This is a genomic window from Corynebacterium argentoratense (assembly GCF_021491455.1).
Taxonomy (GTDB): Bacteria; Actinomycetota; Actinomycetes; order Mycobacteriales; family Mycobacteriaceae; genus Corynebacterium; species Corynebacterium argentoratense_A.
In genome coordinates, this window is record NZ_JAKETN010000003.1 from 252,434 (window position 1) to 275,031 (window position 22,598).

Below are 22,598 nucleotides of genomic sequence, written 5' to 3' on the forward strand. Positions count from 1 at the left end.
GCGGCAGGGGCTACGCTGGCCGACATGAAGAACTTTCTCGTTGGCCTTTTCACATTCGCTGGAGTGATGCACTTTATCCGCCCCGAAGGATTCGACGCACTTGTCCCGCCAGGGCTGCCACCCAATCAGCGTTTCTACACCTTGGCCTCTGGTGTGGCTGAGGTCGGCACGGCCGCACTGTTGGCCAACCCCTCTACGCGGCGGGTCGGCGGCTGGGCTACCCTCGCTCTGATGGCTGGGGTGTGGCCTGGAAACATCTATATGGCCTACGACTGGCGCGATCGTCCCCTGAGTCAGAGGGCTATCGCCTACGGCCGGATCCCCCTGCAGCTGCCGTTGCTGCGCGCAGGCTGGAACATCGCGCACCAGCAGGATTAAGGCATTAATTTATGACGTCGCGGACACATCCGCGAAGCCGCCTTCCGTCAGCTGGGCAAGCACTGCAGGATCAAGCCCTACGTCCAGCCCGCGGCGCCCACCCGACACGTATACCCTGTCCCATTGCTGGGCGCTGTGGTCAATAACGGTGGGCAGTGGTGTCTTCTGTCCCAGGGGGGAAATTCCGCCAGGCACATAGCCAGAGGAACGGGAGGCATCCTTCGGGTCAGCCATCGACACCTTGGGCACCTGAAAAGCCGCAGCAGCCTTCTTCAAGCTCAACGTGCACTCCACCGGCACGCACGCCACCCCCAGCGAACGTTTCGGACCCCGCCCAGCAGTCAAATCCACCACCAGCGTTTTGAACACTTGCCCTGGGTCCACCTGTAACTCGCCCAAAGCCTCCGCAGCATGAGCCCCGAAGTGATCTTTGCCTGCGTCGAATTCGTGGACCTCAAAGTCGACCGCGGCGTCATGAAGCACACGCAAAGCCGCAGTACCACCAGCACGCGACCCAGATGACTTCTTGGAACGTTTCTTAGCCATAAAACCACCCTAAACCCCCGGGCTACAATAGCCGCATGGGACAAACCCCCTTCGAACAACAAGCACTCCCTCTGCTCGACCAGCTCTACGGCGGTGCACTGCGGCTTACTCGCAACCCCGCAGACGCCGAGGACCTTGTGCAGGAAACCTACATCAAAGCCTTCCAAGCCTTCGACAGCTTTATCCAAGGCACCAACCTCAAGGCGTGGATGTACCGGATCATGACCAACCTGTACATCACCAACTACCGCAAAGCGCAGCGCCGACCCACTCAAACCAGTGCCGAGGAAATCACCGACTACCAATTGCTGTCCTCGGCATCCCATGAATCTCAAGGGCTGGAATCCGCTGAGGTTGAGGCGCTGAAAAAGCTGCCAACCAGCGAAATCTCCGAGGCGCTCAATGCGTTGAGCGAAGACTACCGCATGGTCGTCTACTACGCGGATGTTGAAGGCCTGGCCTATAAAGAAATCGCCGAAATCCTGGGCGTGCCGCTCGGCACGGTGATGTCGCGATTGCACCGTGGAAGAAAAAAGCTGCGTGACGCGTTGAAAGACGTAGCACAAGAAAGAGGCATCGGTGTTGCCGCATCCGAGAAACGTACTCACACAGCAGGCACAGTAGGCGAGGAGAACTGATCATGAGCTGCAATTGCGACACGCTCTATGAGCGGCTCAGGGAGCTTTTGGACGGGGAATGCGCCCCTGAGCGCAAGGAACAGTTACTTGCCGATATTCAGCGCTGCCCGGGATGCGTGGAGCGTTTGGGAATCGAAACCGACGTTCGTCAGTTGGTGCGCAGCTGCTGCTGTGCTCAGGCGCCGACGGTGTTAAGGGAGCGCATCAGCATCACTATTCAAACGATCGCCATCGAGTCCGACAGCTAGGGATCGCTAGAGCACCGCGCTGCTCACCGGGCGTTCAGGTGGGCATAAAAGAAGCGGGGCGGAAACCATCACAAGTGGTTTCCGCCCCGCTTTTTACAGGCTGTGCGTGTTAGGAATTGGGACGCTTGCCGTGGTTTGCTTTGCCCTTGCGGCGGTCCTTGCGCTTGCGGCCACGCTTGCTCATGGCTGACTCCTTATAAAAATAGGTAGAGGCTTTTACTTGGCACCACTCTAGTAGGCGGAACCCTAGTATCGGAAATTATCCAACCCCGGAAAGTTAATGGGGTGCTATGAGGGGTGTTAGATCGTGACGCGTGCGCGGCCGCGGCCGCGGTTCTTGCGGCGCTTGAGTGCGCGGCGTTCGTCTTCGCTCATACCACCCCAGACTCCGGAATCCTGGCCGGTTTCCAGTGCCCAGTTGAGGCACTGGGTGGTCACTGGGCAACGATTGCACACTAGTTTCGCGCTAGCGATCTGGGACAGTGCTGGCCCGGAATTACCGACTGGGAAGAAGAGCTCCGGGTCTTCATCGCGACATACTGCCTGGTGGCGCCAATCCATAACATTCTCCTTCTAAAGGTTTCTATACACGGGGCACGGGGACGGGCCTGACTAATAGCGCTGCGGGAAAGCGGCACTGTAGTGTTGCGCTATCAGCGCACCATTACTGCTGCGGCATGATCTCTGGCTGGGCCCACTACCTAGATGCGAAGAGTGTTGTTCGCATGTGGCACGCAGGGTGCGTCCTGTTCGTGATTACGGGATTTAGCATTACATTTTTTTAACGCTTCCGCTAGGGTCTCGTTAAAAAAGAGAGCTAAATCACCCTTAGGTGATTGTCCTGACGTGCTCGGCGGGGGTAGTCAAAATGGATTTTTTCACGTTTCTTCACAAATTCTCAGGTTTTTCTATGTGGTTTTTGCCCCCCTGCCCGAACGCTATAAGTGTGCCCTAAACGGCGGAAATGTACCGTGGCGTCCAGTATTTTGACACGAGTGATAGCGAGAGCTTATGCCACGATTGAGTCAAACTGAACAGGCCGGGGGTAGTTCAGAATGTGAGACTCCAGCCGGTGGTCTCGCACGGCACATCGGGGCGATAGAAGATAGACTTCTTTACTTGTGAGCTCACCCCAACACCCCACCCCGGCACAGAAGACTAACGACATCACCAATCCTTCGCCCAACGAAGTACCCCGCGCGCTCATGCATGCGGGCATCGTTGCGATCATCGAGGGAATCGTTGGCGGCGTCCTCGCCATAGCGGCGGTCGTGCATCAAGCCTTGTCAGGCACGGACGACAGCCTCTTGGTGTCCGACCCCAGCCGCGGAAGCATGATCGGCTATGGCACCGCAGTGTTCTTGCTCTGCGTGTTTGGCGCCGTTGGCGTGGCAGGTGTGTACCTGCGTCGAGGCAATCGTTGGGGGCGAGGTCCCGTGCTCATGATGCAGCTGCTGCTCGTGATGATCACCATCTACATGTGGAAAGGCGGCATGCCTTGGTTGGCCATCATCGTCGGAGCCGTCGCACTGTACTGCCTGAGCAGGCTATTTGCGAAGGAATCAGTGGCCTGGGCAGCCCGGATGTACGGCTAGGTTAGTGCTCCTACACCCGCGGGATTATCAGGATAATCCGACTACAACATCGCCGCGTTTTTCGATCAAGGTGTTGGCGGCCAGGCCTAGTCCCACAGGGCCCGCATAGCCCTTCCTATCAACCTCAATGTTTTGTTTTGTTTCGCCGCTGTGCCAGTCAACAATGCGGATACCTGAGGCAGTGGGATACGCGACGTCCTCACCTATGGCTATTGGGGTGCCGATGGCGTCGTCAAACGTGTGCCCCAGGGACAAGTCCTCGGGTTTTAACAAGTGCAGCGCGCTGCCATCAAACCAGGCGATGTGGTAGGGCAAGTCGGCGACCATCGGCGCGAAGGGCAGGTCTTTGCCTGCTGCGCTGGCGGGGGACTTTCCGGCCACGGGGAAACTGCTCAGCAGTGCTCCGCTGTCGTCGTAAGCGTGCACGCTGTTGTCCTTGGGGGACCAGATCGCGGCGCCGTGCTGCGCCACCGCCACGAGGTGCGAGCCTACCGGCAGCTCAACCGTAGCGTCCTCGTCGAGCTCGGGGGTTCGGGATTCTTCGGGCACTGACTTTTGGAACGTCAGCTGCGTTTGGCCGTCGCAGCGTTCCACAACAGTCAGCAGGTCTGTGCGCGTGAGTGCGGAATCGATGGTGCACCCAGGGTGCGGCTGTAAGTTCGGTTCGGCTGGGGCTTCTACCTGGCCGTATTCGACGGTTCGCACGAGGTCGCTTCGCCATAGTTCCACCCGTTGGGTTGATACGGTGCCCACCGCACTGTTGGAGGAAATAGGTATGACGTCGCGGGACGCTAGAGTGCTGCGGGTGGCGGCGTAGGTTCCACTGCGTGCGCGGATTCCCACTGTGTCCCCGCACCCACTGTTGCTGAGGTAGGTGGGGTAGGCGTTTTGAAACGCGGTGGACAGGGAGCATAGGGGTAGGGTGCGTGTGTACGTCCACAGTTGTTCGGCGTTGTCTGGATTGAAGGCGGTGACTTCGGAGGAAGAATCATCGTTGGTTGAGGTCAGCAGCACCCCATCAATGATGGTTGGTTTGTAGGCTGCTGTGATGGCGTTGTCGGAGAGTTCGTAGCGTTCGCTGAGCGTGTCCGGCAGATGGGTGGTGGGGGCCTTGATCTCTGCCGGTTGTTCGGCGCTGAGGCTTGTGTCGAGGTGGCTTGAGCGGTGCTCGGAGGTTGCCCAGACTGTGGTGATGGCTAGTGCGGTGATGGTGCTCAGGGCCGCGACAGCGATCAAGTCGTTGCGGGTGGATCGGAGTGGTTTCATGCGCGCTGATTCTTCCGACTGCGTGGGCGGCTGCTGCGTGGGGCGCGCTCACGTGAGGAGGGGCCCATGCCGTAGACGGGGCGCGGCGCCCCAACTCGGGGGTTGACTTTGCTGGATAGGCCGAGTGCTTGGTGCAGTTCGGGCGAGGTGCTAAACCATTCGGGTAATTGTTCTTTGTCGAGGTTGAGTTCGGTGTTAATGGCTGACCATTTGTCGAGCTCCTCCAGGGCTACGAGAGTGATGGCTACGCCTGAGTGCCCTGCGCGTCCGGTGCGTCCGATGCGGTGGATGTAGGTCATGGGATCGTCGGGGGTTTGGTAGTTGATTACATGCGTGACGTCGTCGACGTCAATCCCGCGCGCTGCGACATCGGTGGCTACCAACACGTCGATGCTGCCTGGCTCTTCCGGCGAGCGGCGGAACGCTGCGAGTGCCTTTTCTCGTGCGTGCTGGGGCAGATCGCCGTGCACGGCGCCAACGGTGAAACCCAATTCGGCAAGGTCGCTTGCCAATGTGGATGCCCCTCGCTTGGTACGGGTGAATACGATTGTGCGGCCGCGACCTGGGGCTTGGAGAGCTTGGGCGATGATCGCTGGCTTGTCCATCCGGTGGGCCTGGAACACGATCTGTGTGGTTGTGGTGTGGGTTGCTGATGCTTCGGCTTGTTCGGCGCGGATGTGGATGGGTTTGTTGAGGAAGCTGCGGGCGAGGCTGAGGATGGGCCCCGGCATGGTGGCGGAAAACAGCATGGTTTGATGCTTGTGGGTGAGTGCCCGCATGAGTTTTTCGATGTCGGGAAGGAATCCCAGGTCGAGCATTTCGTCGGCTTCGTCGAGAACGAGTATGGCCACGTTATCCAGCGCGAGGTTGCCGCGTTGGTACAGGTCGATGAGTCGCCCCGGGGTGCCAACGACGACGTCCGCACCTTGTTTCAGGGCGTCGATTTGTTCTTCGTAGGGGCGTCCGCCGTAGATGGTGAGGACTCGGACGGGTAGGTTGCTTGCTGCTTGGGTGAGGTCGTCGCTGACCTGTACGGCTAGTTCGCGCGTGGGGACGACGACGAGTGCTCGGGGGGTGCCGTCGAGTTCTTCAATTGACGCGTCGTCGAAGACGCGGTCTAGCAGGGGGACACCAAAGCCGAGGGTTTTGCCCATGCCGGTGCGCGCTTGGCCGATGAGGTCGTGTCCGTCGAGGGCGATGGGCAGGGTGAGTTCTTGGATGGCGAAGGTGTGGTGGATGCCGCGTTGCGCGAGGGCCTCGACGATTTCCACTGCCACGCCGAGTTCGGCGAATGTGGGCGCAGGGGTGTGTTTTGGCTGGGGTGGGCGTTGAGACCTAGGCACTCTTTACATAGTAGTGCGTCGAATCCGTGTATGTTTCAAAGCGTGGATATCAAGATTGGTTTTAAAGACAGCCCTCGTGAGCTCACTGTGAGTTTGTCGGGGGATCGTGATGCTGTGGTCAGCCAGATTCGGGGTGCTTTGGAAGGCAGCGAGCAGCTGCTGAATCTGGAGGATTCCCTGGGACGCGTGTACGTGGTTCGCGTCGCGGATATTAGCTTTGTGGAGATCGGCACGGATTCCAGCCGTTCTGTTGGTTTTTCGGTGTAGTCGCCTGACGTTATAATTTTGCCCTTATGACTGATCCAGTTCGCCGCCGCCGAGATTCGCGCCAAGACTCTTTTTTTGTGCGTTTTGCGCGGGAGTTTGGGTGGCGTGCGTACGCGATCCCTGTGTTGATTGTCCTGACGGTGTGGGTCGTGGTGGATGTGGTTTCGGGTGATGACGCCGCGTCGGATTCTGTGGCGCACCCCGGCGCTGTGTCTGGTTCGGGGCGTGATTGGGGTCAGAGCCCTGATCCTTCGCGTGGGGGTGCCCGTGATGTGGTTCTTCCGGCCGGTGAGCTGCCGGCGGGTGCTCCTTATACGCAGAAGGGCGAGGGGAGTTTCCATGTTCTGGGTGCTCCTGGCGATGTTGTTGGGCAGGGGCAGGAGCAAACCTTCCGTTATGTCATCGAGGTTGAGGATGGTTTGGATGCCTCTTCGTATGGGGGCGAGGACGCCCTAGCTGCGATGATTGACGCGACGTTGTCTAATCCGAAGGGGTGGACGGCGGATAAGCGTTTCGCTTTCCAGCATGTCTCTGGCGATGGCCTGGACCCTAACGGGGCGAATTTTAATGGTCAGGGTGAGCAGCCTGATCTGCGTATTCAGTTGGCGTCGACGGAAACTACCCATGAGCATTGCGGTAATGATTTGGAGATGGAGACCAGCTGTTTCACTCCAATCGGTAACCGGGTGATCATTAACGAGGCGCGGTGGATTCGTGGTGCGACGACGTTCCAGGGTGATTTGGGCGCGTACCGCCAGTATTTGATTAATCACGAGGTTGGGCACGGTATTGGCTATGCCAATCATGAGCCGTGTGGTGCTCAGGGGGCTTTGGCGCCGATCATGATGCAGCAGACGCTGAGTTTGAATAATGCTGAGCTGCGGAAGATCAGTCCTTCTGAGTCCTATCCGAATAATGACTTTGTGTGCCGGCCGAATGCGTGGCCATTCCCTTAAAGTGGCCCTAAAGTGTAAGGCATGAGTCGGTCGAGTGATCAGCAGCCTTTCCAGGTCATTGGTGGAGCTTTTCAGCCTCATGGTCAGTTTCATGGTGCGTCGACCCAGTTGGGTGCTCCGTGGGACGGAGGTTGGTTGATGGGGGATGTGGTGATTGCTCCGGTGGCGGATGCTTCTTGTGCTGCGTGGTCTGCGCGGACGCGTGAGGCTATCGCCGAGTTGCCGTCGTCGTGTGGTTTTGAGGTTGCGCGTCCGGTTCGTTCGGCTGATGGTCGTTTTGTCGTGTCTGGGTGCAAAGCGACGTTTGCTGGTCCGTGGGTCGATGCGTGTTGGGAGGCCCGTCCGGATCAGCTGTTGTTTGTTGCTTTCCAGTGGGAGCGGTTGATGGCGGATTGTCTGGAGCGTTCGGTGGTGGAGGTTCCGCCGGGTGTTCCGGGCAGGGTGGGGTGTGCTGAGCAGTTGGCGTGGGGCGATGTGTCTGTGCTGCGTGATGGGGGTGTTGTGCAGGCTGTGGAGGAGTTTTTGCCGGGGGGTGGGTCGGATGTGGATGCTTCGTGGGCGTCGGAGGCGTTGTTGCGGGCCTGCGATGGTGCGTGCGCGCTGGTCGAGCGTTGTGATGATGGTGAGGGGCAGGGGGATGCGCCGCAGGTGGTGGCCCATGTGGATGTGAGTCGTTGCGTGCTGTTTTCGCCCTCTGAGCGTAGGGGTGGTGCTGTTGCGGGTGTCGCTGGCGCGTTGGTAACGGATGCGGTGTGTGCGCTGCGTCCGGCGGGGTATTCGGCCGCGGTGGTGGTTGCTGATTTGTTGGTTGCTTCGGCGGATCCCGATACCCCGGAGGGGGACGTGGTGGGTGTGTTGGAGCGTTTTTCTTTGGTTGATGACGCCGCGTTTTACTCATTGTTGTCGCGCGCGTTGCTGCAGCGCATAGGCGTGTATGCGTTGTCGGTGGCGGGTGGTGCTGAGCCTTCGGCTGCGGTGGAGGATGCTTTTGTTCGTGCTGTGGAGGATTTGTCGTTAATGGTTGATGGCCTTGACGCGTCCTAGGTGGAACAATGGGGGCTATGCTTTCTCGCCCGCAGCGTAGTTTTAATCCTCCGGTTTCTCCGGAGGTTCGTCTTCGTTTTAGTGCTGATGGCAAACGCTGTGATGCTGCTGCTGGGGGTTTTGAGCGCAGTGCGCAGCGTGCGGGGGAGATCCTGGATGCTGGTGGTTCGTGGCGGCTGACGGGCCCTGCGGGGTCGGGTGTTAGCACTGTGTTGGTTGAGTGCGTGGCGGAGTCCTTGCGGCGGGGTGTTCGCGCTGACGAGGTATGTTTTTTGACGCCGTCGAAGGAAGCCGCGGCGCGTGCTCAGGCAGCTGTGGGTGCGCGTATAGCTTCTGGGGTTGGGGCGGATGTACAGGTAGCTGTGGGAGTGCAGTCGGTGCACTCTTTTGCTTTTTCTATCGTGCGTGCTGCGGCGGTGCGTGCTGCGCAGGCGGATGGTAGTGATGGGGGCATGTTGCCGCGTTTGATTACGGGTGCGGAGCAGGATGCGGTTATTCGCGAGTTGCTGTTGGGGCATCATGAGCAGGGGGGTGCGTATTGGCCGGAGGAGCAGCGCCCAGCGTTGGAGCTTGTGGGCTTTGCGCGTGCGTTGCGTGATTTTTTGTTGCGTGCGGTGGAGCGCGGGGTTGGTCCGGAGGAGTTGAAGGCGTTGGGCCAGCGGTGGGGGATCGAGTTGTGGTCTGCTGCGGGGCTGTTTCTGGAGGAGTATGAGCGCACGATGGAGTTGTCGGGTGCTCGGCGTTTGAATGCTTCGGAGTTGGTGACGGCTGCGTTGCAGGCGTTGAATGCGGATCCGGGTTTGTTGGATCAGTTGCGTGCTCAGTCGAGGCTGTTTGTGTTGGATGATGCGCAGAATGTGGATCCGCAGACCGCCCGATTGTGTGCATTGTTTGTGGATTCGGCTGATTGTGCTGTTGTTGCGGGGGATCCGGAGCAGGCGGTGTTTGGTTTCCGTGGTGCTTCGGAGGATTTTTTGTTGCATCATCCTGTTGCTCATGAGTGCCGTCTTGATGCGTCGTTGAGGGTGATGACGTCGCGGGAGATTGTTGTGGCGGATTCTGTTGCGGCTCAGTCTTCGGCGGTCGCTGATGTGGTGCGACGCGAGCATTTGTTGGGGGGGCGGCCGTGGGAGGACATCGCGGTGATTGTGCGTGGTGCGGGGGAGGTTGAGCCGATGCGTCGCGTGTTGTTGGGGGCGGGGGTGCCGGTGTCTTTGGATCCGACGGCGGTGGTGTTGTCGGAGGAGCATATTGTGCAGGCTGTGTTGTTGGCTGTGCGTGCTGCGCGGGCTGGTGCGGTGGTCCCGTTGGGAGGGCAGGGTGCTGCCGTGTTGGAGCCTTTGAGTCGTTCGGAGGTTGTACAGTTGGCTAGTGGGCCGGTGGGGGGTGCGGATCCGGTGGTGTTGCGTCGTGTGTTGCGTGGTGTGCGTAAGGCGGAGTTGATGCGGGCTCGTGCGGCGGGTCAGGGCATTGGCCGTCGTGCTGTGGATTGTTTGGCTGACTTGCTCAATTGTGGTCAGGATGCAGTGTTGGGGTTAGATGCGTTGCGTGATGTTTTGAGCGAGCGTGAGCTTGCTGTGCTGCAGCGCATTGTTGATGTGGTCTCCGCTGGGCGTGAGGCTGTGCAGCGGGGGGAGTCTGTGGAGATGGTGTTGTGGGAGGTGTGGCGCACGACGGGTTTGTCTGATCATTTGTCGGCGGTGTCGTTGCGTGGTGGTGCTGCCGGTTCCCAGGCGGATCGTGATTTGGATGCGATGTTGGCGTTGTTTGATGCTGCTGGTGACTGGGTGGAGCGTCGCCCGTCCGCATCCATAGACAGTTTCGTGTCTCATATTATGGAGCAGCAGTTGCCGACGGGTATGCGTGATCGCCGCGGCCAGGTTCCTCAGGCGGTGAACGTGTTGACGGCGCATGCGTGCGCGGGGCGCGAGTGGGGCGCGGTGGTCGTCGCTGGTGTGCAGGAGGGGTCGTGGCCTGCGGCGGCAGAGGCCGGAACGTTGTTTTTGCAGGAGCGTTTGGTCGATTTGCTGGACGAGGGCATCGAGCCGGACACGTTTATTTCTCGTGCTGCCGAGCGTTTAGTCTCCGAGCGTCGGTTGCTGGGGGTGGCATTGTCTCGGGCGGTGGATCGTGTCTGGTTGACGTGCGTGGACGCTCCGGATGCTGCGGAGGCTGCCGAGCCTTCCCGTTTTGTTGATGACGTCGCGTCGGCGTGGGGCGTCACGCCTGTGCGGGTGAGCATGCGGGATGGGGATGCGCAAGCGCAGGCTGTGGGTGGTTTGAGGGTGCTGTCGGTGCCTGGTTTTGTGGCAGAGTTGCGGCGCGCGGTGTGTGATCAGTCCACGCCGATGGGTTTGCGTCGCCAGGCTGCCCGCCAGTTGGCGCGGTTGGCTACGGCGGGTGTGTATGGTGCTCATCCGGGCCAATGGTGGGGTGTGCATGGCCCTTCGTCGCAGGCGCAGTTGGAGGCGCCGGGCAGGCCGGTGATGGTGAATCCTTCGCGTTTCGAACAGGCTTTGGGTTGTCCTTTACGCAGTGTTGTGTCCCGCTGGGACCCGGATGATGAGCCAGGGTTCTACCAGCAGCGAGGCATCATTTTGCACGCTTTTTCAGAGGCCGTTGCCGCCTTTGAGGCAGTGCGCGCCGAACAAGAAGCAGCCCCAGACGCTTCAGCCCAGCCGGTGGATGTTGCCGCCGGGCTTGCTGAGGCGCGTGAGATGGTGGTGGAAGCAATCGACGCGATCACCCCCACTGTGTCCGCACAGGCCAACAGGGTGCGCGCACAATGGCGGGCAGCTGTCGAGCGCACGCAACAGTGGACCGTGTCCAGGTCAGCCAACCTGGACCTGGTCGCTACAGAGCTGCCGGTGCGTCACGTTGTGGGGCGCGTAGCCGAACGCGACGTCATTATTAAAGGCCGTGCAGACCGAATCGATGCCACCCGTGAGCAGCCACGACGCCTAGTGATCGCGGACTTGAAAACATCCAACACCGCAGCTAACAAAGTCGACGCCGCGCAAAACCCGCAGCTGATGGCCTACCAAATGGCGGTGCGCGAGCAATTCGGTGAAGACATTGCCGAAGCCCAGCTGGTATACCCCGTGGTCGAGAACAAACAAGCTGCGGTGCGCGAACAACCCCCACTAGACGAGTCCATGCGGCGCGGGCTCAGGCTCGTATTCGATGACGTCGCGGAAAGCTTACTGGGGCCAGACGTGGAAGCGTTCGCAATCGACCAAAGCCTGTGCGACACCTGTGCGGCGAAAGTGATGTGCCCAGTCAACCCGGAAGGAAAGACGGTCACCGATGTCCACTAAGCCACAGGTCGATCCGGTCACTCTGTCCCAGTGGTTGGGTCAAGAGCATCCCCCCACACCCCAACAAGCGGCGATTATTGGCGCGCCACCCGGCCCCATGCTTGTTGTCGCTGGTGCTGGCGCTGGCAAAACCGAAACGATGGCCGCCCGCGTCGTCTGGCTAGTCGCCAACGGATATTGCGCGCCAGAACAAGTGTTGGGCCTGACCTTCACCAAAAAGGCAGCCCAGCAGTTATCCCAACGAATCAGGCTGCGCCTCCAAGCCCTGGCACGGGTACCACAATTGGCCGAGATTGATCCCGACGGCTCCATCCGCGAAAGCCTCAAAGCCATCACCCCAACCGTCGCCACCTACGATTCCTACGCAGCAACACTCATCCAGGAATACGGCCTGCTGTTGCCCGTAGAACCCGGCGCTCGAACCATCACCCAAGCCGAGACCTACCACATCGCCCTGGAAGTAGTGCGCCAACACCAAGGCACACTCGACACCACCGTCCTGCCCGGATCGCTGGTCAACCGAGTGCTGCGTCTAGCCAGCGAAATGGACAACCACGTCGTCAGCTCGCAAGAGGTCATCGACGAATCCCGCCTCCTGGTGGAGATGGTCGACACCCTCCCCAACAAAGACCCCGACGGGCCCACACCCGGAAAACCAAACCAAGCCCTGCTGAAAGTACGGGACCGGCAGCTCGACCGCAACGCGCTGCTACCCATCGTCGAGGAATTCCGCGCAGAACTGAAACGCCGTGCAGTGGTGACCTTCGGCGAACAAATGTCCATGGCGGCCCGCCTAGTCATGTCTCACCCGCGCGTCGGAGCCAGCCAACGCGAACGCTACCGCGTGGTCATGCTGGACGAATACCAAGACACCAGCCACTCCCAAAGGCTGCTGTTGCGCAGCCTCTTCGGCGGCGTCGACCCCGAACTGAGCGTCACAGCCGTGGGCGACCCCATGCAGGCCATCTACGGTTGGCGCGGCGCCACCGCCGCCAACCTCCCCCGATTTACCAGGGACTTCCCAGACCTCACCGCCGGCACACCAGCGCCCAAAAAAGAACTCACCACTTCCTGGCGAAACCCACCAGCAGTACTCGACTGGGCCAACATCGTCGCCGACGCAGTCTTCGGCACCGGCGCACCCCGCCCCGTACAACCCCTCCAAGCCCGCCCCGGCAGCGCGCCGGGCCACACGGATCTACGCTGGTTCGCCACCCCAGAAGAAGAAGTGCAGTGGGTGGCCGACCACATGGCGCAGCGCTACGCGGATGGTGTTGGCGCCGGTGGTTTTACGGGGGCCGTGTTGGTCCGCAAGCGCGCCCACATGCGCAGCGTGGCTGATGCGTTGCGCGCTCGTGGAGTACCGGTCGAAATCGTCGGTGACGCCGGTTTGCTTAAGATCCCCGAAGTTGCAGACATGCTGGCGGTGGCCACTATGCTCATCCGACCAGAAGACACCGCGGCTGCACTGAGGGTCGTATGCGGACCGTCCGTAGGCCTGTCGCTTGCTGATTTGCAGGCATTGGCGGCCCGGGCGAAAAACTTGAGCGCTCGAGTCTCCGCAGATGATGACGCCGCGGGCAAGGCGCAGGCTCCCGATCTCGACGCAGCAGGACGTATCGTCAGCCACTTACGCGAGCAGATCGATGGGGCAGTGTCCCAAGAACCCGAGGCCCGGGTTGGGCTAGCCGATGCCGTGGCAGACCTTGGCGAGCCGGAACGATTCTCGGTGGAAGGCTACGCGAGGCTCCAAGACCTTGCGGCCGCACTACGCTACATGCGCACCCACACCCTCAGCCAGTCACTACCCGACATTTTCAACGATATCGAGCTAGTGATGGGAATCCGCACGGAAGTGCTGTCGCGGGCAAACCCACATGAAGATGGCGCCGCCGGCACCGCGCACCTGGATGCCTTTGCGACCGTGGTTGCCGACTTCGCGCGCATACCCGGGGCCAGCCTTGAGTCCTTCCTGGACTATGTTCAACTGGCCACCGAGCACGAAGACGGCCTGGCCCCAGGCGAGGTCCAAGTGCGTGCAGACCGCGTGCAGATACTGACCGTGCACAAGTCAAAAGGCTTGGAATGGGACCACGTCGCTGTGCTGCACGCCGACAACTCCACCTACTTCGCTGACGGATCCCGCCCCGGCGCTAAACATTCCAACTGGACCACCTCCGTGGACCAACTTCCCGTATCACTTCGTGGCGACTGCGAAGAACCCGGCGACGCACCAGGCACCGGTATTCCCGAGCTCGACCTCAGCGACGTCACCACCCTCAACGAACTGTCTGCAGCCATCGAACAACACAAAAAGGACTACCACGCCGAGTTGCGCGAAGCCGACCGCCGGCTGTTTTACGTGGCCCTCACCCGTGCCGCCGACAGCCTAACCATCAGCGGAAACTGGCAGATGGGCGCCCCCATTGACCTGGTCGCGCGACTAGCCAAGCTCAAACCCGCCGAAGACGAGCAATGGACAGTACCCGACAAACCCAAGCTCCCCATGGGGCTGCGCGAAGCACTGTCCATCCTCGGAGAGGACGACACACCGGAAGAAGCAGCGCTCAACCCCAAGCTCATCCCCATCGCCGTCCAGCGGCGCCTAGCCCAACGCGACGTCATTATCCCCAGTCGCCCTCTTGAAGACCTCGACGAATCCATCGGCAGCTACCCCCGGGACTACCTAGGGCAGCGACGCGAACACGTCGAGCACGGCGCAGGACTAGTCGCCGAAGCACTGGAGAACCTCCCAGAGGCCACAGCCGAAGCCGAGCTTGATCAGCTGTGGGAACAAGAAGCCACCGCGCTCATCGACGAACACACCCGCCTGAACCAACCAGTAACCCACGTAGACATCGGAACCAGGCTGACCGCATCCGACATGGTGAGCCTCAAAGACGACCCCGAGCGCTTCGCCCGCCGCCTACGCCGACCCGTGCCATTTAAACCCAACAGCTACGCAAAACGCGGCACAGCACTGCACCAATGGCTCGAAGACCGCTTCGGTGGCTCCGGACTGATCGACGAAGACGACCTTCCCGGCATGGGCGAACTTTACGAGGACCCCCACGCAGACAACTTGCAGGAACTCAAAGACAAATTCCTTGCAAGCAAGTGGGCTGGGCGCACACCCATGTACGTCGAGCACCCCTTCGAAGTGAAAATCGGCACGCACCTGGTGCGCGGGCGCATCGACGCCATCTTCAAAGACGAAGACGGCTGGCTCGTTCTCGACTGGAAAACCGGAAAACCGCCCCGCGCCCGCAGCACAAAAGAAATGGAAGCGGCCATCATCCAGCTCGCGGTCTACCGCCAAGCCTGGGCGCAACTCTTAAGCGAACGCAGCGGACAGCCGGTGTCCCCTTTGGGGATTCGGGCCGCATTCCACTACATTGCTTGGGATGAAACTTTCACCCCGAACGAGCTTCCAGACGCCGAGGCACTGGCAGCGATGCTTGAGGCATAAGAGGGCAACCTGATGAATCCCCACCACGAACGACGTCGCCGTTACTACCACCGCCCACGGCGGCGCTCCTCCCAACGCAGCGCAGGGTGGCTGCGGGAGGACCAGCAGCTTGAAACGATGCCCGACCACGCGCTTCTCAACGTCATCAATATTCCTAGAGATGACTCTGCAAGCCCCAGGGCGCTGATCACACGACGCGTGGTCTATGCGCTGATCCTGCTGGTGTTCGTCGCAATCCTTGTCTACGCCGACCAGGACGGATACAGTGAAAAACTCACCGCCATCGATGCTCTGTACTACTCGGCAGTCACGCTATCAACCACAGGCTACGGCGATATCGTTCCCGTCACCCAAAGCGCCCGCCTCATCAACACTTTGGTGATTACGCCGATTCGTATGGCCTTCCTTGTTTTGCTCGTCGGCACCACGCTGGCGGTACTCACAGAAGAAACCCGACGGACCCTACAAATCCAACGCTGGAGGAGAAGCATGCGCGATCACACAGTGGTCATTGGCTACGGAACTAAAGGCAGCAGCGCCGTGTCAGCGATGCTGGCTGACGGCGCCGATCCCCGGCACATCGTTGTCGTCGATACCAGCGAACAAGCACTCGAAGCAGCGAACAATCATGGTCTTGTCACGGTCAAAGGTTCTGCCACGAAGACAGATGTGCTGAAACTTGCGGGCGTTCCACGCGCACGCGCCGTTGTGGTCGCACCCAACCTTGATGACACCGCAGTGTTGGTCACCCTGACGGTGCGCGAAATCGCCCCCCACGCCACGGTGGTCGCCAGCGTTCGAGAAAGCGAAAACGTACACCTGCTGGAACAATCCGGCGCCGACCAGGTAGTCATCAGTTCAGAAACCGCAGGCCGGATGCTCGGCTTGGCAACCGTGACCCCCTCTGTGGTCGAGATGATGGAGGATTTGCTGAGCCCCGAAGATGGGCTGAGCATCGTCGAACGCCGAGCCAGCGATATGGAAGTCGGAATTAATCCGCGCGAGTTGCCCGACATCATTTTGGGGCTCGTCCGAGGTGGGATACTGTACCGCATCGGCACCCCCGAGGCGGCCACCGTGGAAAGCGGCGACCGACTGCTGTACGTACGCCGCCCGCTCGATTCCTAAAGGAGCACCCATGGACGCCGACCCGCAGGAAACCTACCCCAGGATTGACCCCGCCATCATCGTCGCAGTCCGCAACAAAGACACGCTCCTTATGGCACGCAACGCCCAAAGGCCAGGTTTCTTCTCCCTCATCGCGGGCTATGTCTCCGTGGAGGAAACCATTGAAGACACCGTTGCACGTGAGCTTATGGAAGAAACCGGACTGCGCTGCCATAATGTGCAGTACTGGGGTAGCCAGCCTTGGCGCAACAACACCCTCATGCTCGGCTTTTTTGCCGACAGTGATGGGGTAGTGGTGGGGGAACCCGACGGGGAATTGGAAGAAATCCGTTGGATGACCCGACACGATATCGAAGCGCTGGGCAAAGAACAATTGCCTAACCCAGCATCAATTGCACGCCGCATGATCAACGAGTGGATACATGATCAACCTAGACGACCTTGACGACGACCAACGCGCAGCCGCCACAGCACCCCGCGGCCCTGTCTGCATTATCGCGGGCGCAGGAACCGGAAAAACCCGGACGATCACCTACCGCATCGCCAACCTCATCGATCAAGGATTCGTAGCGCCCCAGCGCGTCCTCGCCGTCACCTTCACAGCACGTGCAGCTGGTGAAATGCGGGAGAGGCTCAATCACATGGGCATCGGCGGCGTCCAAGCGCGTACCTTCCACGCCGCCGCACGCAGGCAACTGTCTTATTTCTGGCCCAGCATTGCGGGAAACCTCCAGTGGAAGCTCATCGACAATAAATTCCCCCTAGTCGGCCGCGCGGTGCGCAGCGTCGGGCTCGACAACTCCACCGACATGGTTCGCGACGTCCTCAGTGAAATCGAATGGGCCAAAGCGACGCTGTTGACTCCTGAAACATATGTCCAAGCGGCGCAGAAACACAGTGACCGGCGGCCACCGGCAGACCCGGAGAAGATCGCCGCAGCGTACCGCCGTTATGAAGAAATGAAAACCACCGACGAAGGCATGTTGCTGGACTTCGACGATCTGCTGCTGCACACGGCCGCAGCCTTGGAAAATGCACCCGGAGTCGCAGAAGAATTCCGCGAACAATACCGCAGTTTCGTCGTCGACGAATACCAGGATGTCACCCCACTGCAGCAGCGCGTGCTTGACGGCTGGCTGGGGGAGCGCGATGACATCACCGTCGTCGGAGACGCACACCAAACCATTTATTCCTTCACCGGCGCCACACCTGACTACCTGCTGAACTTTTCGCGCCGCTACCCGCATGCTGCCGTGAAGCTGCTGCAGCGCGACTACCGTTCCACCCCGCACATCACAGACCTGGCTAATACGGTCATTAGCCGTGCACACCACCCCGGGGTAAACAACCGCATCCCCATGCTGAAGCTGCAAGGCATGCGTCCACAAGGCCCCAAACCCACCTTCAGTTCGCACCCTGATGAAGTCGCTGAGGCCCGTGATGTTGCAGCCAAGATTAAAAAACTGATCAGCCAGGGCGTACAACCCAGCGAGATTGCCGTGCTGTACCGCATCAACGCCCAATCCGCTCGATATGAAGAAATCTTCCAGGAAGAATCCATCGCCTACCAGATGCGGGGAGGAGAAGGCTTCTACCAGCGTGCAGAAATACGCGAAGCCCTCAGTGCACTGGCGCGGGCAGTCGATGTGAGTGACATCCCCGTTGACGAGGTTGTTTCGCGCACATTCATCCCCCTGGGGCTTACCCCGGAAGAGCCTCAAGGTGAGAGGGCTAGGGAGCGCTGGCAGTCCCTCAAAGCACTGAAGGAGCTTATTGGGGAACTAGCGCCACCAGACATGCCCACCTTGATTAGCCAGCTCAGGCAGCGCGCTGAAGCAAAGCATCCCCCCACGATGAACAGCGTCACCTTGGCATCCATGCACGCGGCCAAAGGCCTCGAATGGGATGCGGTGTTCCTCGTTGGCCTCGTCGAAGGCTCTGTACCCATCAGCCACGCCATTAAAAGCGGAACTGACTATGCCATCGAGGAGGAACGTCGCCTGTTCTACGTCGGTATTACCCGCGCCCGCGCACACCTCTACCTGTCATGGTCCGCTGCCCGTCAGGAAGGCGGACGTGCCACTCGAAAACGCACCAGGTTCCTCGATGGCATTGTCGCGGACGCGCCGGAACAACGAACAAGCAAAGTCAGTGCTTCGCGGATTCGCTATTGCACCGAATGCGGCGAGGAACTGACAACCCCAGCAGAAAAAGTTCTGCGGAGGTGCGCTACTCACCCTGGGGGTGCGGACGAAGAGGTGTTCCAAGCGCTGCGAGCCTGGCGAAAAGACATAGCCCAAGACCAGGGTGTTCCCGCATTCGTCGTGTTCTCTGACGCCACTTTGCTGGCTTTGGCAGAGGCACTGCCGACAACAAAGGAAGCCATGCTGGAGGTTTCCGGGGTCGGGCCGGTTAAAGTGGATGCCTATGGGGATGGTGTGCTGGAAACACTAGCCCAGTTCACCTAGCCCACTACCAACACACCGGGCATCCAGGGTGGGCCTGCACCACCGTGGTGTTGATGTCCACCAGAAAAGGACTGAGCTCGAACATTGCGCCGGCCTGCAGCTGCGGAAGCCGCTGCGACTGGTGGTGCCGTATGCCTGGCGGCGGCCCCGCCGCACCATAGTGGCGAGCTAGTAACGCCGCCACAAAGGATGCAACAAAACCTTCCTCCATGGTGAGGACATCAGGATCTGGGGGAGTGAAAGCCTGCCTGCTGGCTAGTGAACAATGCGGATCGGCTGCAGCATGGTGCATATCAACGCACACAGGGCAGGGGCCGAAATGATTGATGCTGATCGGCCCGACAACACCTCGGCCGTCAGCAACACGAACGGGGATAAAGACGCCACCAAAGTTTCTCACCGCCCGCGCTAGTTCAGCCTGCCTGTGCACCGGCATCGACGCGGTTGACACTATTGGGCGGCTTGCAGGTGTGCCCGCTAGGAAAGCCGGCGCGGATTCATTCTGCAAAGGGATGCGAACAGAGATGCCATGCGCAGATAACAGCTGGCGGATCTGCAAGGCTAGACGATTATTACCCATCAACGCCACGGAAGGAGCCGGGTGGTGGGATAGGACAATGTCGTAGGCCAGCAGTTCGGACAAAAGCAGGTGGGTTGCCGCGGTTGATAAACCGCATCGGTGCAGGCGCCGGGCTGCGGTCTCTATGGCAACGGGGCTGTCAAAGCCGTTTAACGCCGCAGCTACTTTGCGCGCCACTGTGCCGTTGTCTCCGATGCGCACCATGGCTGTTTTGGTTGCGTCAGAACCAAATTGAATGAAAAACTCCTGCCGACCCGACTGTCCGTTAGCGTGCGAGCGAACATGCGCGGCGGCGGAAGGAGAGAGCTTCACATGAGTTCCCGCCCCGTGTAATCCCGCTGCTGTGTGCGGTAGTGGAATAGTCACAACGACTGTCCCCCTCGATAAAAATTTCGTGACCTTTTACACCCCCTGCGCACGCTGCCACTAGTCCGCCCCCGCACCCGAGGATGCGGGGGCGGACTAGGAAGCGGATGCGTTGTCCAGCATTCTACCGTGGCAGCAGATTTTTAGCGCGTCGAATCTGCGTCCCCATCGGCGTCATCATTGTCGTTGCCCGCGGCGTCATCCTCATCATCTTGAGTGCGGGAGCCGCTTTCGCTGTCCTCTGCCTGCTGCTTGAGCATGTCCTCCAGTGCGGAAATCTCCGCAATAGGGTCAAAGTCTTGCTCATCCTTCGAGCTCAGCAGCCCATCGATGAAGCTAGCGGAGGACTCCAGGTCGCTGGCAACAGGGAGGAAGTCCGGGTGGTTCCACACAGCATCGCGCGCATCCAGGCCCACTGCGGCGTCAACACGCTCCCACAAATTGTGGGCACCCTTGATGTTCGGCGCCTGCATCTCCACATTGAACACATTCTTAAACACGGTTTCTGCAGAGCCACCGGTAGCTCGGCGAACCTGCCAGGCAGTCAACATTGTGTTCGCGGACGGCAGGCGATCCTTCAACGCCGTGTACACCACATGGTCGACCCACCCTTCAATGAGGGCGAGGATGGTTTCCAGACGCTCAAGCGCCTTCGGATTTTTGCTGATGATCTTCGGCGCAAGATCCTGCTCGGACATCTTGCGGGCAAAGTCCTGCATCGACGCCATGTCCTCCATGGAGGCAGGGTCGATATCCCGCAGGGCTTCCTCAAAAGCACTGTTGTCGTATTCCAACCCGGCAGCGTATTCCTCCACCGCCGAAACGACTAGTTCCACCAGCCACGGCACGTGCTGGAACAGGCGCTGGCGGGCGGCCTCCCGAGCACTGACAAACACCAGTGCTTCCTGAGCCGGCACATCCAACTGCGAGGTCAAACGGTTGAGGTTCGCGGGCAAAATACCAACGGCGGACGTCACCAGCGGCAACCCGAAATCACAGCCAGCGATTGTCTGCTTTGCAAGGTCCGTGATCTGCTGGCCCATGTTGCGGCCAACTCCCTGACCCGCGGCCTTGGCGAGGAATACCCCAACACCGCCGAACAAACCCGACAGTTCCGGCGGCACAGTGGCCTGGCTGGCGCCGTCCATGCCCACGGCGATCGGCCCGATGAAACGCTTCCACGTCGGCAGGGTGTTTTCGAACCATGTGCGGGGAGTCCAGGCAGTAGCCGGGCCGGAACTCGCAGGAAAAACAGTGGCCTCGTCGAGCCATAATTCAGCTAGGCGGATAGCTTCGGTCACCGCTGCAGCATCCTGGGGGCGAACATTTCCGCTATCCAGCAGCTGCTTGCCCATTGATGACGCCGCCTCTACCGCAGCGCTTTCAGCAGCCTGCGCGCGCTGCTCAGAGGACGGGGTGGGGCCGCCATCACCAGCGCCGAAGGGGAAGGGCCCATCGCCATCAGCGCCGAAGCTGAATACCTGGAAGCCCCCCTCGGACTGTTTAAACATTTCTCCGAGTTGCTTCATGAGCTCCTCTGGGGTGCCCGAGAAATCGAAGTTTCCGAAACCGAAATTGGGTGGGGTGTTGGGATCCTCGCCACCACCCTGACCGCCCTGGCCGCCCTGGTTACCCTTGTTGGCGCCGTTGGTGTTGTCGCCCTTGTTGTCATCGTTGGGGTCGTCCCCGCCACGATTTCCGAAACCGAACCAGCTACTCATAGCTCCACGGTACCGGTAGCGTGCTGGGCACGCCATGAATCACGCTCACTTTCGCCAACAGCGTACAAAACTAACCAGCTGCCAAGCCCCACCGTTGGGGATGTGTGTAGCCGATGCGCATCAAGGCGGTACGCTATCCCACGTGTCGAATACAGTCGCCCAACCACAACCACGGACCCAGCGCAGCAGTAGGACCCGCCGCGTCGTCATCGCGACGTCATTGACCACCGCACTTGCCTTGGTCGCGCTTGCAAACATGACGCACATCCCCGGAACCAGCATTGACCTGACCACGGGTGTTGGCGCAGAAGGTCCCGGCCCGACCTTCAACACCCTGGGTGAATTCGAAGGTAAAGAAATCGTCAGCGTCGACGGGGCAGCCACCCACCCGACCACAGGCCAGCTCAACATGACTACTGTTGCAGTGCGCAGCAACATGACGCTAGCCCAAACCCTCAATCGTTGGCTGGTGGAAGGCGACACCCTCATCTCGCTCAAAGACCTCTACCCAGAAGGCATGAGCGAAGAGGAGGTTAACGAGCTCAACCAGCATGCCTTCGCCCAGTCGGAAAACTCGGCGACCTTCGCGGCCCTCAACTACCTCAACTACCCCCTTCAGGTAGAGGTCGCAGAGGTCGTCAAAGATGCTCCCGCCGCAGGCGAGATGCAGGCCGGCGACATTATTGATTCCATCAACAACAATCCTGTGCGCACCCCGGTGGAAGTAGTCCACGCTGTCCGCGACCACAAGCCCGGTGACACACTCAACGTCGGCTTTACCCGCGACGGACAGCAACGCGACGTCACTATCAAGCTGGAATCCAACCCCCAGGATCCTGACGTCGTGTGGCTCGGCGTACTGCTCAGCCCGAAAACAGTGGACAACATCAGCGTCGACTACAACCTGGAAAACATCGGCGGCCCCAGCGCCGGCATGATGTTCGCGCTCGCGGTCGTGGACAAACTCACCGCCGAAGAAATCACCGGCGGAAAATACGTTGCGGGAACCGGAACGATTGAAGCGGACGGGTCGGTGGGACCTATTGGCGGAATCACCCACAAAATGAAAACCGTCAGTGAGGACGGGGCGGAAGTGTTCCTAGCGCCAGCCGACAACTGCGAGGAAGTTGCCCGCGCAGGTAAGAAAGACAAGGGCGACATGGCGATCATCAAGGTCAACACCCTCAAAGACGCCGTCGACGGGCTGAAGGCCTACAACCAGGGCAAACCCTACGCCACCTGTGAGGCCTCCTAACGCAGGGGACAGT

Annotated in this window: 20 protein-coding genes; 13 read left to right on the forward strand and 7 right to left on the reverse strand. The window is 60.2% G+C overall.

Annotation, left to right across the window (positions count from 1 at the left end; all coding sequences use genetic code 11):
* Nucleotides 1-24 precede the first annotated feature (24 nt).
* Nucleotides 25-378 (forward strand): DoxX family protein, encoded by a 354-nt coding sequence (locus L1C91_RS05600; RefSeq protein WP_234858381.1) that lies wholly within the window; start codon nt 25-27, stop codon nt 376-378.
* 9 nt (nt 379-387) lie between these two features.
* Here the strand turns inward: L1C91_RS05600 and L1C91_RS05605 are convergent, their stop codons facing one another.
* Nucleotides 388-924, reverse strand: a complete 537-nt coding sequence (locus L1C91_RS05605; RefSeq protein ID WP_234858382.1) for an aminoacyl-tRNA deacylase — start codon at nt 922-924, stop codon at nt 388-390.
* Between the two features lie 35 nt (nt 925-959).
* Here L1C91_RS05605 and L1C91_RS05610 point away from each other — a divergent pair, with 35 nt between their 5' ends.
* On the forward strand, nt 960-1,562 hold the full coding sequence (locus tag L1C91_RS05610) for a sigma-70 family RNA polymerase sigma factor (protein WP_234858383.1): 603 nt from the start codon (nt 960-962) through the stop codon (nt 1,560-1,562).
* A gap of 2 nt (nt 1,563-1,564) precedes the next feature.
* The gene (gene rsrA / locus L1C91_RS05615) at nt 1,565-1,810 is read left to right on the forward strand and encodes a mycothiol system anti-sigma-R factor (RefSeq protein WP_234858384.1); all 246 of its coding nucleotides are present in this window, start codon (nt 1,565-1,567) and stop codon (nt 1,808-1,810) included.
* 109 nt (nt 1,811-1,919) lie between these two features.
* On the opposite strand, the gene L1C91_RS09555 is transcribed toward rsrA, so the two are convergent.
* Nucleotides 1,920-1,994 (reverse strand): 50S ribosomal protein bL37, encoded by a 75-nt coding sequence (locus tag L1C91_RS09555; RefSeq protein WP_390885311.1) that lies wholly within the window; start codon nt 1,992-1,994, stop codon nt 1,920-1,922.
* Between the two features lie 116 nt (nt 1,995-2,110).
* Nucleotides 2,111-2,371 (reverse strand): WhiB family transcriptional regulator, encoded by a 261-nt coding sequence (locus tag L1C91_RS05620; RefSeq protein ID WP_020975695.1) that lies wholly within the window; start codon nt 2,369-2,371, stop codon nt 2,111-2,113.
* A gap of 560 nt (nt 2,372-2,931) precedes the next feature.
* Between L1C91_RS05620 and L1C91_RS05625 the strand changes: the two genes are divergently transcribed.
* A complete protein-coding gene (locus L1C91_RS05625) occupies nt 2,932-3,405 on the forward strand; it encodes a hypothetical protein (RefSeq protein WP_234858385.1) in 474 nt (157 codons plus the stop codon).
* Between the two features lie 27 nt (nt 3,406-3,432).
* Here L1C91_RS05625 and L1C91_RS05630 read toward each other — a convergent pair whose 3' ends face one another.
* Together L1C91_RS05630 and L1C91_RS05635 are read right to left on the reverse strand one after the other, a co-directional pair.
* Nucleotides 3,433-4,671 carry an Rv3212 family protein gene (locus tag L1C91_RS05630; RefSeq protein ID WP_234858386.1) on the reverse strand — a complete coding sequence of 413 codons (1,239 nt, stop codon included), beginning with the start codon at nt 4,669-4,671 and terminating at the stop codon, nt 3,433-3,435.
* The gene (locus L1C91_RS05635; RefSeq protein WP_234858387.1) at nt 4,668-6,014 is read right to left on the reverse strand and encodes a DEAD/DEAH box helicase; all 1,347 of its coding nucleotides are present in this window, start codon (nt 6,012-6,014) and stop codon (nt 4,668-4,670) included. The genes L1C91_RS05630 and L1C91_RS05635 overlap by 4 nt, the downstream gene beginning before the upstream one ends.
* Before the next feature lie 42 nt (nt 6,015-6,056).
* Here L1C91_RS05635 and L1C91_RS05640 point away from each other — a divergent pair, with 42 nt between their 5' ends.
* The 8 genes from L1C91_RS05640 (at nt 6,057) to L1C91_RS05675 (ending at nt 18,663) form a co-directional block, all read left to right on the forward strand.
* Nucleotides 6,057-6,281 (forward strand): DUF3107 domain-containing protein, encoded by a 225-nt coding sequence (locus tag L1C91_RS05640; protein WP_234858388.1) that lies wholly within the window; start codon nt 6,057-6,059, stop codon nt 6,279-6,281.
* Nucleotides 6,282-6,307: 26 nt separating this feature from the next.
* Nucleotides 6,308-7,237, forward strand: a complete 930-nt coding sequence (locus L1C91_RS05645; protein WP_234858389.1) for a DUF3152 domain-containing protein — start codon at nt 6,308-6,310, stop codon at nt 7,235-7,237.
* Between the two features lie 21 nt (nt 7,238-7,258).
* Nucleotides 7,259-8,281, forward strand: a complete 1,023-nt coding sequence (locus L1C91_RS05650; RefSeq protein ID WP_234858390.1) for a hypothetical protein — start codon at nt 7,259-7,261, stop codon at nt 8,279-8,281.
* 17 nt (nt 8,282-8,298) lie between these two features.
* Nucleotides 8,299-11,598, forward strand: a complete 3,300-nt coding sequence (locus L1C91_RS05655; RefSeq protein ID WP_234858391.1) for an ATP-dependent DNA helicase — start codon at nt 8,299-8,301, stop codon at nt 11,596-11,598.
* On the forward strand, nt 11,588-15,067 hold the full coding sequence (locus tag L1C91_RS05660; protein ID WP_234858392.1) for an ATP-dependent helicase: 3,480 nt from the start codon (nt 11,588-11,590) through the stop codon (nt 15,065-15,067). Before L1C91_RS05655 ends, L1C91_RS05660 begins: the two co-directional genes overlap by 11 nt.
* 117 nt (nt 15,068-15,184) lie before the next feature.
* Complete coding sequence (locus L1C91_RS05665; protein ID WP_234858446.1) at nt 15,185-16,195, forward strand: potassium channel family protein; 1,011 nt, start codon at nt 15,185-15,187, stop codon at nt 16,193-16,195.
* 10 nt (nt 16,196-16,205) lie between these two features.
* Nucleotides 16,206-16,640 carry an NAD(+) diphosphatase gene (locus L1C91_RS05670; RefSeq protein ID WP_020975705.1) on the forward strand — a complete coding sequence of 145 codons (435 nt, stop codon included), beginning with the start codon at nt 16,206-16,208 and terminating at the stop codon, nt 16,638-16,640.
* Nucleotides 16,618-18,663, forward strand: a complete 2,046-nt coding sequence (locus L1C91_RS05675) for an ATP-dependent DNA helicase UvrD2 (RefSeq protein WP_234858393.1) — start codon at nt 16,618-16,620, stop codon at nt 18,661-18,663. Before L1C91_RS05670 ends, L1C91_RS05675 begins: the two co-directional genes overlap by 23 nt.
* Nucleotides 18,664-18,667: 4 nt before the next feature.
* Here L1C91_RS05675 and L1C91_RS05680 read toward each other — a convergent pair whose 3' ends face one another.
* Together L1C91_RS05680 and L1C91_RS05685 are read right to left on the reverse strand one after the other, a co-directional pair.
* Nucleotides 18,668-19,555, reverse strand: a complete 888-nt coding sequence (locus L1C91_RS05680; protein WP_234858394.1) for a hypothetical protein — start codon at nt 19,553-19,555, stop codon at nt 18,668-18,670.
* Between the two features lie 197 nt (nt 19,556-19,752).
* Nucleotides 19,753-21,330: a zinc-dependent metalloprotease gene (locus tag L1C91_RS05685; RefSeq protein WP_234858395.1), complete on the reverse strand. Its 1,578-nt coding sequence runs from the start codon at nt 21,328-21,330 to the stop codon at nt 19,753-19,755.
* A 256-nt stretch (nt 21,331-21,586) separates the two neighbouring features.
* On the opposite strand from L1C91_RS05685, the gene L1C91_RS05690 reads away from it, so the two are divergent.
* Entirely contained in the window at nt 21,587-22,585 is a 999-nt protein-coding gene (locus L1C91_RS05690) for a YlbL family protein (protein ID WP_234858447.1), read from the forward strand.
* Nucleotides 22,586-22,598: the final 13 nt, after the last annotated feature.